This window comes from Streptomyces sp. NBC_01635 (genome assembly GCF_045209715.1).
Taxonomy (GTDB): Bacteria; Actinomycetota; Actinomycetes; order Streptomycetales; family Streptomycetaceae; genus Streptomyces; species Streptomyces hirsutus.
Genome location: NZ_CP109277.1, coordinates 5,300,358 through 5,314,804 on the forward strand (window position 1 = coordinate 5,300,358; position 14,447 = coordinate 5,314,804).

Sequence of the window (14,447 nt, forward strand, 5' to 3'; positions counted from 1 at the left end):
GGTCGCTGAATCGTGGAGAATCTGATTGCGCTGCTGGTGGCGGCGCCCCTGCTCGGAGCGGCGGTCCTGCTGTGCGGCGGCCGGCGGCTGGACGCCGTCGGTCACTTGATCGGCACGGTGCTCGCCGCCGCGTCCTTCGTGATCGGCGTCGTCCTCTTCGCCGGCATGCTGGGCGAGGCCGCCGCCGACCGCACCCTGACGCAGCATCTGTTCAGCTGGATCCCGGTGGAGGGGTTCCAGGCCGACGTCGCCTTCCGGCTCGACCAGCTGTCGATGACGTTCGTCCTGCTGATCACCGGCGTCGGCTCGCTCATCCACCTGTACTCGATCGGGTACATGGAGCACGACGAGCGGCGCCGCCGCTTCTTCGGCTTTCTGAACCTGTTCCTCGCGGCGATGCTGATCCTCGTCCTCGCCGACAACTACCTGCTGCTGTACCTCGGCTGGGAGGGCGTCGGTCTCGCCTCCTACCTGCTGATCGGCTTCTGGCAGCACAAGCCCAGCGCCGCCACCGCGGCGAAGAAGGCCTTCCTGGTCAACCGTGTCGGCGACATGGGCCTGTCGATCGCGATCATGCTGATGTTCCTGTGGTTCGGCACCTTCGCCTTCGGGCCGGTGCTCGGCAGCCAGGACGAGGCCGGGCTCGCGGGCGCCGCGGGTGAGGGCAAGCTCACCGTGATCGCCCTCATGCTGCTGCTCGCCGCCTGCGGCAAGTCCGCCCAGGTGCCGCTGCAGTCCTGGCTCGGGGACGCGATGGAGGGCCCGACCCCGGTCTCGGCCCTGATCCACGCCGCGACCATGGTGACGGCGGGCGTCTATCTGATCGTCCGCTCCGGTGCCATCTTCAACGGCGCCCCGGACGCGCAACTGGTCGTCACCATCGTCGGCGCGGTCACGCTGCTGTTCGGTGCGATCGTCGGTTGCGCGAAGGACGACATCAAGAAGGCGCTGGCCGGTTCGACGATGTCGCAGATCGGCTACATGGTGCTCGCGGCGGGCCTCGGCCCCATCGGCTACGTCTTCGCGATCATGCACCTGGTGACGCACGGCTTCTTCAAGGCCGGGCTGTTCCTCGGAGCCGGTTCGGTCATGCACGGCATGAACGACGAGGTCGACATGCGCCGCTACGGCGGACTGCGCAGGTACATGCCGGTCACCTTCGTCACCTTCGGACTCGGCTACCTCGCCATCATCGGTTTCCCGGGCCTGTCCGGCTTCTTCTCCAAGGACATGATCATCGAGTCGGCGTTCGCCAAGGGCGGCACCGAGGGCTGGATCCTCGGCGGCGTGGCCCTGCTGGGCGCCGCGATCACCGCGTACTACATGACGCGCGTGATGCTGATGACGTTCTTCGGCGAGGAGCGCTGGCGCAAGGCCCCGGAGCCGTCGCCGTCCTCGGCGCCCGGCGTGGAGCCGGCCGCCGCGGCGAGCGAGTACACCCCGCCGCACCCGCACGAGTCGCCGAGGAGCATGACGATCCCGATGATCGTGCTCGCCTTCGGCTCCGTGTTCGCCGGCGCGTTCTTCAGCATCGGCGACCGGTTCGTGCAGTGGCTGGAGCCCATCACCGGGTACGCCCACGGCCACGCGCCGATCAGCGCCCTCACGGTCACGCTGGCCACGGTGACCGTCATGGTCGTCGGCGTGGCGATCGCCTGGGGCCAGTACGGGCGCCGCCCGGTCCCGGCCGTCGCCCCGCGCGGGTCGCTGCTCACCCGGGCCGCCCGGCGCGACCTGCTCCAGGACGACTTCAACCACGTGGTCCTGGTGCGCGGCGGTGAGCACCTCACGCGCTCGCTGGTGTACGTCGACCACACCCTGGTCGACGGGGTCGTCAACGGAACGGCGGCCTCGTTCGGCGGCCTGTCCGGACGGATGCGCAAGCTGCAGAACGGCTTCGCGCGGTCCTACGCGGTCTCGATGTTCGGCGGCGCGGCCGTCCTGGTCGCCGCGACCCTGCTGATGAGGGCGGTCTGATACCGATGTCCTTTCCTCTGCTGACAGCGACGGCGGCGCTCCCGGCCCTCGGGGCGATCGCCACGGCCGCCGTACCGGCCACGAAACGCACCGCCGCCAAGTGGCTGGCCCTGCTGGTCTCGATCGCCACCCTGGCGCTGGCGGTCGTCGTCCTGGTGCGCTTCGACCCGGGCGGCGACCGCTACCAGCTCACCGAATCGCACGCCTGGATCGCGGACTTCGGAGTCCGCTACGAGCTGGGGGTGGACGGCATCGGGGTCGCGCTGATCGCGCTGACCGCCCTGCTGATCCCGTTCATCATCCTGGCGGGCTGGCACGACGCCGACCCCGTGGAAACCGGTAGCAAAAGGTGGCGGCCGACGCAGGGCTTCTTCGCCCTGATCCTGGTCGTCGAGGCGATGGTGATCCTCTCCTTCGAGGCCACCGACGTCTTCCTCTTCTACATCTTCTTCGAAGCCATGTTGATCCCGCTGTACTTCCTCATCGGCGGCTTCGGGGACCGGGCCCACGAGCACGGCGAGAAGGCGGCGGCGACACAACGGTCGTACGCGGCGGTCAAGTTCCTGCTCTACAACCTGGCCGGCGGTCTGGTTATGCTGGCCGCGGTGATCGGGCTCTATGTGGTGGCCGGGAACTTCTCGCTCACCGAGATCGCCGAGGCGCGGGCCAACGGCTCGCTCGAGATGTCGACGAGCACCGAACGCTGGCTGTTCCTCGGCTTCTTCCTCGCCTTCGCGGTGAAGGCGCCGATGTGGCCGCTGCACACCTGGCTGCCCAACGCCATGCAGGAGTCCACCGCCCCGGTCGCCGTGCTCATCACGGCCGTCGTGGACAAGGTGGGCACCTTCGCGATGCTCCGCTTCTGCCTCCAGCTCTTCCCCGAGGCGAGCAAGTGGGCGACACCCGTGATCATGGTGCTGGCGGTCATCAGCATCATCTACGGGGCACTGCTCGCGGTCGGCCAGCGCGACATCAAGCGGCTGATCGCGTACGCGTCGATCTCGCACTTCGGCTTCATCATCATGGGCATCTTCGCGATGACCAGCCAGGGCCAGTCCGGGGCGACGCTCTACATGGTCAACCACGGGATCTCGACCGCCGCCCTGCTGCTGGTGGCCGGATTCCTCATCTCGCGGCGCGGCTCCCGGCTCATCGCCGACTACGGCGGGGTGCAGAAGGTCGCGCCGGTCCTCGCCGGCACGTTCCTCATCGGTGGCCTGGCGACGCTGTCGCTGCCCGGACTCGCGCCGTTCGTCAGCGAGTTCCTGGTCCTGGTCGGCACGTTCACCCGCTATCCGGTGATCGGCGTCATCGCCACCTTCGGCATCGTGCTCGCCGCGCTCTACACCCTCGTCCTCTACCAGCGGACGATGACGGGCCCCCTGCGGCCCGAGCTCGCGAAGATGCCCGACCTGAGGGTGCGTGAGATCGCCGTGGCCGCGCCGCTGATCGTGCTGCTGGTCTTCCTGGGCGTCTACCCGAAGCCCGTCACCGACATCGTGAACCCGGCGGTGAAGCAGACCATGTCAGACGTCCAGCAGAAGGACCCCCAGCCCGAGGTGGAGGCGGCCAAGTGAGCGCATCAGCCGTCCACAGCCTGTGGACAAGTGCGGTCGACCCGATCGCGAAGATCGACGCGCCGAAGATCGAGTACGCGCAGCTCGCGCCCACCCTGATCGTCGTCGGCGCGGCGGTCCTGGGAATCCTGATCGAGGGCTTCGTACCGCGCAAATCCCGTTACTACGCACAACTGTTCGTCTCCTCGGTCGCGCTCGTCGCCGCGTTCGCCGCGGTCGTGGCACTCGCGGCCGACGGATACGGCACGACCAAGGCGGGCATCGCGGCCATGGGCGCGATCGCCGTCGACGGCCCCGCCCTGTTCCTGCAGGGCACGATCCTCCTGACGGCCCTGGTCGGCCTGTTCACCTTCGCCGAGCGCCGGCTCGACCCTCAGGTACACGGCAACCGGGTCGACTCCTTCGCCGCGCAGGCCTCTTCCGTGCCGGGCAGCGACGGAGAGAAGAAGGCCGTCAAAGCGGGGTTCACCACCACCGAGGTGTTCCCGCTGCTGCTCTTCGCGGTCGCGGGCATGCTCGTCTTCCCCGCGGCCAACGACCTGCTGACGCTCTTCGTGGCGCTGGAGGTCCTCTCCCTCCCGCTGTACCTGCTCTGCGCGCTGGCCCGCCGCAAGCGGCTCATCTCGCAGGAGGCCGCGGTCAAGTACTTCCTGCTCGGCTCGTTCGCCTCCGCGTTCCTCCTCTTCGGGATCGCGCTGCTGTACGGCTACGCGGGCTCGATGTCGTACGCGACGATCGCGCAGGTCGTCGACGGCACGATCGCGGAGGTCGACCCGGCGCTCGTCAACACCATGGGCAACGACGTGCTGCTCCTGGTGGGCTCGGGTCTGCTGATCATGGGCCTGCTGTTCAAGGTCGGCGCCGTCCCCTTCCACATGTGGACGCCGGACGTGTACCAGGGCGCGCCGACGCCGGTGACGGGTCTGATGGCGGCGGCGACCAAGGTGGCCGCTTTCGGCGCCCTGCTGCGGGTGCTGTACGTCCTGCTCCCCGGCCTGCGCTGGGACTGGCGGCCGGTCATGTGGGCCGTCGCGATCGTCACCATGCTGGGCGGCGCGATCATCGCGATCACCCAGACCGACATCAAGCGACTGCTGGCGTACTCGGCGATCTCGCACGCGGGCTTCATCCTCGCGGGTGTCATCGCGACCACGCCGGAGGGCATCTCGTCCGTCCTCTTCTACCTGGCGGCGTACTCGTTCGTGACGATCGGCGCGTTCGCGGTGGTGACGCTGGTGCGGGACGCCGGCGGTGAGGCGACGCACCTGTCCAAGTGGGCGGGGCTCGGCCGCCGTTCGCCCCTGGTGGCGGCCGTGTTCGCGGTGTTCCTGCTCGCCTTCGCGGGCATTCCGCTGACGTCCGGCTTCGCCGGGAAGTTCGCCGTGTTCAAGGCGGCGGCGGAGGGCGGCGCGGTACCGCTGGTCGTGGTCGGTGTGATCGCGTCGGCGATCGCGGCGTTCTTCTACATCCGGGTGATCGTCCTGATGTTCTTCAGCGAGCCGAAGCCCGAGGGCCCGACCGTCGCGGTGCCGTCACCGCTGACGATGATGGCGATCGGGATGGGCGTGGCGGTCACGGTGGTGCTGGGCGTGGCACCGCAGTACTTCCTGGAGCTGGCGGGGAACGCGGGAGTGTTCGTGCGCTGACCCGACACCCGCCGACGACAGGACGGCCCGGCACCCGCTCGGGGGGCGCCGGGCCGTCCTGTCGTGCCTGGCCGTGCTGGGGCGTGGTCGGTCGTGGTCGGTCGTGGTGTCGGTCACGGTTGTTCGGAGGGTGACCGGTTCGTGAACGCCGATGAGCAGAGGTGAGGGATGCGGAGCCCTGTGGACACCGTCCGGGGCGGCGGTCTGTGGACAACTCCGGGGATGTCGGTGAAGACGCCTATCGTGGGCGCAGTGGTCGAGAGCGGCCGCAGTGGACGCGGCGGCCGCGAGTGGTCGTACGGGGGGCGGGACGATGGGCGGGACGGGCGGTAGTGGTGGGATGGCAGTGAGGGAGAGCGAGGCGCTGGCGGCGCTGCACCGGGTGTTCGGATTCGACGCCTTCCGCGGTGAGCAGCAAGCGGTGATCGAGCATGTGATCGCGGGCGGGGACGCCGTGGTGCTCATGCCGACCGGTGGCGGCAAGTCGCTGTGCTACCAGATCCCGGCCCTGGTCAGACCGGGTACGGGAGTCGTCGTCTCGCCACTGATCGCGCTGATGCAGGACCAGGTGGACGCGCTGCGGGCGCTCGGCGTGCGCGCCGGGTTCATGAACTCCACGCAGGACTTCGAGGAGCGGCGCGTCGTCGAGGCCGAGTTCCTCGCCGGCGAGCTGGACCTGCTGTATCTCGCGCCGGAGCGGCTGCGGCTGAACAGCTCGCTGGAGCTGCTGTCGCGGGGGAAGATCTCCGTCTTCGCGATCGACGAGGCGCACTGCGTGTCCCAGTGGGGACACGACTTCCGGCCGGACTATCTCTCCCTGTCGCTGCTCGGCGAGCGCTGGCCGGACGTGCCCCGGATCGCGCTCACCGCGACGGCCACGCACGCCACGCACCAGGAGATCACCGAGCGGCTGGCCATGCCGGACGCCCGGCACTTCGTGGCGAGCTTCGACCGGCCCAACATCCAGTACCGGATCGTGCCCAAGGCCGACCCCAAGAAGCAGCTGCTGAGTTTCCTGCGGGAGGAACACGCGGGCGACGCGGGCATCGTCTACTGCCTCTCCCGCAACTCCGTCGAGAAGACCGCCGAATTCCTCAGCCGCAACGGCGTCGAGGCAGTGCCGTACCACGCGGGACTGGACGCGGGGACACGCGCCGCGCACCAGTCCCGCTTCCTGCGGGAGGACGGCCTGGTCGTGGTGGCGACCATCGCTTTCGGCATGGGCATCGACAAGCCGGACGTCCGGTTCGTCGCCCACCTCGACCTGCCCAAGTCCGTCGAGGGCTACTACCAGGAGACGGGCCGTGCGGGTCGCGACGGGCTGCCGTCCACGGCCTGGATGGCGTACGGCCTCAACGACGTCATCCAGCAGCGCAAGCTGATCCAGTCCGGCGAGGGCGACGAGGTCTTCCGGCGCCGGGCCGGCCAGCACCTGGACGCGATGCTCGCCCTGTGCGAGACGGTCCGGTGCCGGCGCGGGCAGCTCCTGGCCTACTTCGGCCAGGACAACCCCGACCCGGCGGGCTGCGGCAACTGCGACTCCTGCCTCACCCCGCCGGAGACGTGGGACGGCACCGTCGCGGCCCAGAAGGTGCTCTCGACGGTGGTCCGGCTGCAGCGGGAGCGCGGGCAGAAGTTCGGCGCGGTGCAGATCGTGGACATCCTGCTGGGCAAGCGCACGGCCAAGGTCATCCAGTTCGACCACGACCAGCTCTCCGTCTTCGGGATCGGCGATGATCTGGAGGAGAGCGAATGGCGGGGCGTCGTCCGGCAGCTGCTGGCCCAGGGGCTGCTCGCGGTCGAGGGGGACTACGGCACGCTGGTGCTGACCGAGGCCAGCGGGACCGTGCTGCGGCGCGAGCGGGAGGTGCCGCTGCGCAAGGAGCCGAAGAAGCCGGTGACCTCCCGGTCGGGGGCCTCGGGGTCGTCGGGCTCGGGGAAGGGGAAGGCCAAGGCCGCGGCGGCCGAGCTGCCCGAGGAGCTCCTCCCGGCCTTCGAGGCGCTGCGCGCCTGGCGTGCCGAACAGGCCCGCGAGCAGGGCGTCCCCGCGTACGTCATCTTCCACGACGCCACGCTCCGCGAGATCGCGACGGTCTGGCCCGGCTCGGTCGCCGAGCTCGGCGGGATCAGCGGAGTGGGCGAGAAGAAGCTCACGACGTACGGGGAGGGCGTGCTGGAGGTGCTCGGGTCGCTGGACGGGCCGCAGGGCGGAGCACCGGCTGGATCGCCGACTGGATCGCCGGCCGGGGCGCAAGGCTCGGGTCCGGCCGAGGGGGGCGGCGCGGGAGCCGGGCAGGACCCCGCCGGGTCCGTGTTCGACGACGACTGGCCGGAGATGGACGCCGAGCCGGAGCCCGAGGACTGGATGTAGCCGTCAGCCGTCAGCCGTCAGCCGTCAGCCGTCAGCCGTCAGCCGTCAGGGGCGCCGGCTGTCCGGCTTCGGAAGGCTACGGCAGGGCGGTGAGGCCCGGGGCGAAGGTGATCAGGAGGGGGAGGAGAGGGACCAGGGCGGCCGCTGTCGTCGTCAGGGCGCGGTCGCGGCGGCCGAGGCGGGGCGGGGGCTTCAGCAGACGGTCGACGCGCTCGCCGAGCAGGCGGTGGCTGGAGGCGCAGGACAGGACGCCCCGGTGCTGGTTGAGCTCGATCAGTGCCAGTGCCGTGGTCATGTGGCCGCAGCGGCGGGAGGCCGTGTCGTCGGCGGCCAGTTCGACCAGGCGGTGGGTCTGGTCGCAGAAGTGGGCGAAGAGCGGGACGCGGGGGAAGCCGGTGGCCAGGGCGGTGGAGAGGTGCAGCAGCCAGTTGTGGTGGGCGCGGGCGTGGCCGCGTTCGTGGGTGAGGACGGCGTCGATCTGGTGGTCGGTGAGGCGGCGCAGGGCGCCGGTGGTGACGATCAGCTGGGGCGGGCTGCCCGGCATCCACCAGGCGTCCGGGTACTCGTCCTCGAGTACCAGCAGGGGGCCGCGGGCCGCGGGGAGACCGGCGGGCAGGTCGGGGGCGCGCTCCCGCAGATGCGCCCGTGCCTGGGCCCGGCGCCGGCGGGCGTCGGCCAGTTCACGTCCGAGCATGGCCGTGGTCCAGGCCGCGCCGCAGGCCAGCAGCACGGTGAGGGCGGCCGTCCAGGGCGGGGCGGCGGACAGGTCGTACGCCGCGGTCACCGCGGGCGGGGCCGGAGCGAAGAGCTGGGCGCGGACCGTGCCGAAGACGGCCGCGGCGGCCAGGGCCAGGGCGGTCACGCAGCACAACAGGACCGTGGCGACCAGACACTGCCAGACCCACAGAGCGACCACCGGCTCCCGCTCCGGCCACTTCGCCCGGGTCAGCGCACGAGGGGCGGGCCCGGCGGCCGTCACGGCGACGACGCCCAGCAGGAGCAGGCAGAAGGTCATGCCACGGGCTCCGGATCCTGTCGGAAGAGGGAAGCTTCGGACGTGTGTGAGGGACGTGCGTGCGGTGCGTGCGGTGCGGGCCCTGCACGACGTGCGGAGGGCATGAGGCGTGCGCCGCGTGCCGCGCACCGTGCGGGGTACGGGTGGTGCGGGACGTGCGGGAGCCGCACACCGCCCGACGCCAGGTAAGTATGACGGCGAAGGGCGGTGCGCAGCAGGGGTGGGCGCGGATCGACGGCTTCGCCGACGTGGCCCGCGGGCCGGCCCGTCGGGTCAGCTCGCGGGGTCGGTCCGCGGGATCACCCGTCCCGTGACCTCGCCGAGGCCGACGCGGACTCCGCCCGGCCCCGGGGCCCAGGCCGACAGGGTCACCACGTCGCCGTCCTCCAGGAAGGTCCGCTTGCCGTCGGGGAGTTCGAGGGCGTCGCGACCGTTCCAGGTCAGTTCCAGCAGGGACCCGCGCTGCCCCTCGGCGGGCCCGCTCACCGTGCCGGAGCCGTAGAGGTCGCCGGTGCGCAGGGAGGCGCCGTTCACGGTCATGTGGGCGAGCTGCTGGGCGGCCGTCCAGTACATCGTGGAGAAGGGAGGTTCGGAGACGACGTGCCCGTTGACGGCCACGGAGATCCGCAGGTCGTAACCGCCGGGCTCCTCGTCCGCGTCGTCCAGGTACGGCAGCAGCGCGTGGGTGCGCTCCGGCGGTGCCACCCGGGCCTCTTCCAGGGCGTCCAGCGGGGTGACCCAGGCCGACACCGAGGTGGCGAAGGACTTGCCGAGGAACGGGCCGAGGGGGACGTACTCCCAGGCCTGGACGTCGCGTGCGGACCAGTCGTTGAGGAGGCAGAGGCCGAAGACGTGGTCGCGGAAGTCGCCGAGCGGCACCGGCCGGCCCAGTTCGGACGGCGCACCGACCACGAAGCCGACCTCGGCCTCGATGTCCAGCCGCACCGACGGGCCGAAGACCGGGACGGGATCGGTGGGCGCCTTGCGCTGCCCCGAGGGCCGTACGACGTCGGTGCCGGACACCAGCACCGTGCCGGAGCGGCCGTGGTAGCCGATCGGCAGGTGCTTCCAGTTCGGGGTGAGGGAGTCGGGGGCGTCCGGGCGGAAGATCCGACCGACGTTGCGGGCGTGGTTCTCGGAGGCGTAGAAGTCGACGTAGTCCGCGACCTCGAAGGGGAGGTGCAGGGCCACCGACGCCAACGGGTGGAACAGCGGCTCGACGGTCTCCCGGTGCGCCGGCACGGTCACCCAGGCCGTGAGGGCGCGCCGGACGTCCGACCAGGCCGTACGGCCCGCCGCCAGCAGCGGGTTGAGGGTCGGACGGGCGAGCAGGGAGGCGTACGGGGAACCCAGGGCGTGTGCGGCCGCGCCGGCGTCGAGGACGTGGTCGCCGAGCCGGACGCCCACCCTCCGCTCCGACGAGCCGGGGGGCGAGAACACGCCGTACGGCAGATTGTGCGGACCGAAGGGATCGCCCTCGGGGACATCGAAGGGGGGCATCGGGTGCTGCCTCGCTTTCGGGTGCGCAGGTGCTCTGGTGCTTCACGTGTTCGTGGTCGTGCCACACGTTACGGGTGCCGCGGTGGTCTTGGGCAGAGGCGGAAGGACGGGTCCGGGGTGCGGGAGGCGTGCGCGTCCCGCACGGCACGACACGTGCGCCGCTCCCCCTTGCGCACCGGAAGTCGTCCACGGGGCGGATACGCAATCTTGACGGAGCGGTGCGAACGGGGCGACTCTGGGCGGGTGCCGGAAGGCCTCGGGGAGGGGGCGTTCCGATGGCACAACAGGGGGACGGATGGCCATTGGGGAGGCCGGTCCGGGCTCGGCGCGTTCCGGCATGCGGCCGAAGAGGCTGGAAGATGCCATGCGCGACCGGCTCGGCCGGGAATGCGTGTATGTGCCGTCGTGCAGGTTCGGGCTGTTCGTGGCGCTGCGCCACTGGTGCCCGCCGGGCGGCAGGGTGCTGATGTCGCCGGTCAACGACGACGTCATCTTCTTCGTGGTGCTCGCGGCGGGCCTGCGCCCGGTGCAGGCGCCGCTCAACCCGTTCGACGCGTCCATCGACATCGACGCGGTGCCGGACGAGACATGGGGCTCGCTGTCCGCCGTACTGACCACGAACCTGTACGGCAACCCGGATCCGGCACCCGAACTGCGGGAGCGTTGTGATGCGTTGGGCATCCCGTTGTTCGAGGACGGGGCGCACGCCATCGGCAGCGAGGTCGGCGGGCGGCCGGTCGGGGCCTGGGGCGACGCCTCCGTTTTCAGCCTTTCCAAGCATGCCGGCGCCCAGACGGGGGGCATCCTCGCGCTGGCCGACCCGGACCGGAGCACGGCGGTGCGGGAGGCCTGTTCCGAACTGCTCGCCCCGCGCCGCATGGCGTCCGAACTCACCTACGCGATAAGGCCGTACGCCGAGGCCGCCGTGCGGCGGCTGGGGCTGCGCCGGGCCGCCTGGGCCACGATGGGGCTGCTGGGACTGACGGAGCGCGAGGGGATCCGGATGCCGCTGCGTCCGGACGCGCTGGCCGGCGCCGTGCGCTCCGCGCCGGACCTGGGCGCGCACGACCCCTGGGTGCGGGTCGACATGCACGACTACCGGCTGGAGCCCGGCCCCGTACGGTTGCGCCGCGTCCACCGCAGTCTCGGGCGGCTGGACGACGTCTTACGGGCCTCACGGGCGGGCACGGAGCTGCTCCTGTCGACGCCGTGGGCCCGGCCGCCGGCGGACGGCACGGTGCAGCCGCTGTTCCGGGTGCCCTTGCTGGTGGCGGACCGGGACGCGGCGATCGCGGCACTGGCCCGGCGCCGCATCGTGGTCGGCTACCTCTACGACCCGCCCCTGGACGACTACGCGGGAGCCGCGTTCACGGACCCGTCGCCCGCCCCCGGGAACGCCCGCTGGTTCGCGCGGCACGCGCTGCCGGTGGATCCGCTGCGGGCGCGTGAGGCGGCAGAGGCGCTGGAGCGGTCCGGGGCACGGCCCGCCGAGCCGCCGGAGCCGTCGGAGCCGCCGGGGGTGTCAGAGGCGCCGGAGGTATCGGCGTCGCAGCCACTGGAGCCGCCGAAGGGGGCCACGGCGAGAGGACTGGGGCCGCCTCGTGGCTGAGATCCAGGTGCACGAGCCCGCCGCGGTGCGCACAGGCGGCGGCGGACCCGAACCCGCCGACGACGAACCCGGCTCCGACAGCTCCGACTCGCTGTTCAAGAACGCCTACTTCCTGATGCTCAGCACCGGCGTGTCCGCCGTTCTCGGGCTGGGCTTCTGGCTCGTGGCCGCGCGCTACTACTCCGAGGACGCGGTCGGCCAGGGCTCCGCGGCCATCGCCGCGATGCGGCTGCTCGCCGGCATCACCGCGACCACGATGATCGGCGCCGTGGTCCGCTTCGTGCCGCGCGCCGGGCGTGAGACCGGGCGTCTCGTGTGGGGCGTGTACGGGGCGAGTTCACTGGTCGTCGCGCTGGCCGCGGGTGTCTTCCTGCTCACGCTCGACCTGTGGGGCGCGTCGTACGAGCCCCTCGGTACCCCGCTGGCGGGTGCGCTGTTCGTCGCGGCGTGCGTGGCGTGGGCGCTGCTCACCCTGCAGGACGGGGTGCTCACGGGCCTGCGCAGGACCGCGTGGGTGCCCGTCGGGAACGCCGTCTTCTCCACCGGGAAGCTGGTCCTGCTGGCCGTCTTCGCGAGCGCGCTGCCCGTGCTGGGCATCTTCGTGTCCTGGGCCGTCGCGATCGCTTTCTCCACGCTGCCGCTCGGCTGGCTGATATTCCGCCGGCTCATCCCGCGCCAGGCCGCCGCCGACCGCGACCGGGAACCGCCCAAGATCCGTGACATGGGCCGTTTCCTCGCCGGTGACTCGCTCGGCGCGCTGTTCAGCCTGGCGATGATCAACCTTCTGCCGGTGATGGTCGCGGTCCGCTTCAGCGCCGCCGAGAACGGCTACTTCTACGTGGCGTACACCGTCGGCGGCACCATGGAGTTCATGGCCATGAACATGGCCGCGTCCCTCACCGCCCACGCCTCGCACGATCCGCGCCGGCTCGCGGACGGGGTCCGTGGGGCGCTGCGCCGGATGACGCTGCTGCTGGTGCCGGTCGTGCTGGTCCTGGTGGTCTTCGCGCCGTTGATCCTCACGCCGTTCAGCGCGGACTACGCCGAGCACGGCTCGATGGTGCTGCGGCTGCTCGCACTCGGGGCGCTGCCCCGGGTGGTCGTGGAGCTGTACATCGGGGTGCTGCGGGTACAGGGGCGCACCGGTGTGCTCGCCGTGCTCCAAGGGGCCATGTGTGTGCTGGTCCTGGGCAGCGCGGCCGTGCTGTTCACCCCCGCGGGCATCGCGGGCGCCGGGTGGGCGGTGCTGATCGGCATGACGGCGGTCGCCGTCGTCTCGGTGTTCGGCCTGCGCTCGGCGCTGCGCGACACACGCGACGGGCTCGGTGGGCACGGCGGGCTCGTCGACCGGACGGGCGGGGCCGGTGGCAAGGACGGTACGACGAGGACGACGAGCGGGACGGGACGGACGGGGGGCGCCTTTGCCGGTCCCGCGTACGGCACGCGCTGGGCCCGGCTGAACGCCACCGCCGGGTACGGCACGGGCTGGGCCCGCCGGGCCGCCTACGAGGACGAGGGCCGGGAACAGGACGACGCGGACACCGTCACGCTGTTCATCGGCCGCCCCGGTTACGAACGGGAGGCCCTCCAGGCGGACACGATGGCGTTCATCGTCCGGCCCCGCCTCACGGACGCGGTCCCCGAGCCGGGGGTGGGCCCGGACGGGGACTCCGAGCCGGTCGCGGACGCGGGCGCCGGTGTGAGCGTCGGTCCGGGCGCCGAGCCCGGGAAGCAGCCGGGCGCCGAGGCGCACCAGCGCGAGGCCGAGGGTGATCGGAAGGCCGGCGATCACGCGGGGCCCCCTCCACGGAACGCACACGGACCGGTCCGGGACGAGACACCGCACGAGCGCGGTGAGCGGGACGCGCGGGCCGGTCGTACCGCGCAGGGCGAGCGCGGTGAGCGGGACGAACGGGGTGAGGAGGCCGAGGGCCGGGACGGCGCGGGTGCCGCCGAAGCGTTCGCGGGCACGGCCGGCCGTATCGCCCCGTCGTCGGCCGGTGTCGGGTCCGACCGACGGCTGCGGGACGTCCTCTGGGGGCTGCTCGGACTCGCCACCGTCGCCTTCTGGGCGTCGACACGCCCGCTGCACCGGCTCGGCGGACCGTCGCCGGAGGAACAGGGCGAACTGACGGGACGGCAGTTGCTGGAAGGGCTGCCGCTCGTGGCGCTCGCGGCGGGCGGAGTGCTGCTCCTGGTCTTCGTCGCCGCGGTGACGCTGTGCACGGCGCCCGATCCCTGGCTCCCCGGCACCGCGCTGGGTTCGGCCCTGCTCGCCCTGTACGCCGCACCGGTCGTGCTCGGCCGGGAACCCTCGCCGGTGGGCGGGGCGTGGTACGTCCGGACAGCCGAATTCCTCGCGGACGCGGTGGGAACCGACGGGCCGGAGCCGCTGCTGCGATGGGCGCCGCCGGTGTGCCAGTTGCTGTGCCTCGTCGCGTTGTGGCTGCTGATCGAGCGGGTGGGCGGCGACCGGCTGTCCTGGCCGGGGCGCTGGGGGGCGCTGTACCTCGTCGCCGTGGCCGGCTGGGTGTGGCGGGACGCGCTCGCCCCCGTGTCACCGCCGCTGCTCGCCGCACTGCTTCTGCCGCTGCTCCTTCTCCGGCTTCTGCCGCTCCGTCGTGGCGTACCGGTGCCGGGGCTGCCCGACCACAGACGACCGAACGGCTGAACCAGCGAACGAATCAAGCTTTCGGAGCCGAACCGCCAAGGGGGAACCGCCGTGCGTCCGCCAGCCACTCCACGCGAGAGA

The 14,447-nt window shown here is 71.8% G+C and carries 8 protein-coding genes; 6 read left to right on the top strand and 2 right to left on the bottom strand.

Going from position 1 to position 14,447, the window contains the following annotated elements:
- The first annotated feature begins 12 nt into the window (after positions 1-12).
- From nuoL to recQ, 4 genes are all read left to right on the top strand, one after another.
- A complete protein-coding gene (gene nuoL / locus OHB56_RS24795; RefSeq protein WP_406355701.1) occupies positions 13-1,977 on the top strand; it encodes an NADH-quinone oxidoreductase subunit L in 1,965 nt (654 codons plus the stop codon).
- 5 nt (positions 1,978-1,982) lie between these two features.
- Positions 1,983-3,554, top strand: a complete 1,572-nt coding sequence (locus tag OHB56_RS24800) for an NADH-quinone oxidoreductase subunit M (protein ID WP_055595522.1) — start codon at positions 1,983-1,985, stop codon at positions 3,552-3,554.
- Positions 3,551-5,200 (top strand): NADH-quinone oxidoreductase subunit NuoN, encoded by a 1,650-nt coding sequence (gene nuoN / locus OHB56_RS24805; protein ID WP_364739688.1) that lies wholly within the window; start codon positions 3,551-3,553, stop codon positions 5,198-5,200. The genes OHB56_RS24800 and nuoN overlap by 4 nt, the downstream gene beginning before the upstream one ends.
- Positions 5,201-5,513: 313 nt before the next feature.
- Positions 5,514-7,571, top strand: a complete 2,058-nt coding sequence (gene recQ / locus OHB56_RS24810) for a DNA helicase RecQ (RefSeq protein ID WP_406355703.1) — start codon at positions 5,514-5,516, stop codon at positions 7,569-7,571.
- A 76-nt stretch (positions 7,572-7,647) separates the two neighbouring features.
- Here the strand turns inward: recQ and OHB56_RS24815 are convergent, their stop codons facing one another.
- Positions 7,648-8,586 carry a M56 family metallopeptidase gene (locus OHB56_RS24815; RefSeq protein WP_326754203.1) on the bottom strand — a complete coding sequence of 313 codons (939 nt, stop codon included), beginning with the start codon at positions 8,584-8,586 and terminating at the stop codon, positions 7,648-7,650.
- 273 nt (positions 8,587-8,859) lie between these two features.
- Positions 8,860-10,086 (bottom strand): fumarylacetoacetase, encoded by a 1,227-nt coding sequence (gene fahA / locus OHB56_RS24820; protein ID WP_326754204.1) that lies wholly within the window; start codon positions 10,084-10,086, stop codon positions 8,860-8,862.
- A gap of 364 nt (positions 10,087-10,450) precedes the next feature.
- On the opposite strand from fahA, the gene OHB56_RS24825 reads away from it, so the two are divergent.
- Both OHB56_RS24825 and OHB56_RS24830 read left to right on the top strand, forming a co-directional pair.
- Positions 10,451-11,695 carry a DegT/DnrJ/EryC1/StrS family aminotransferase gene (locus OHB56_RS24825; RefSeq protein WP_326754205.1) on the top strand — a complete coding sequence of 415 codons (1,245 nt, stop codon included), beginning with the start codon at positions 10,451-10,453 and terminating at the stop codon, positions 11,693-11,695.
- On the top strand, positions 11,688-14,366 hold the full coding sequence (locus OHB56_RS24830) for a lipopolysaccharide biosynthesis protein (protein ID WP_406355705.1): 2,679 nt from the start codon (positions 11,688-11,690) through the stop codon (positions 14,364-14,366). Before OHB56_RS24825 ends, OHB56_RS24830 begins: the two co-directional genes overlap by 8 nt.
- Positions 14,367-14,447: the final 81 nt, after the last annotated feature.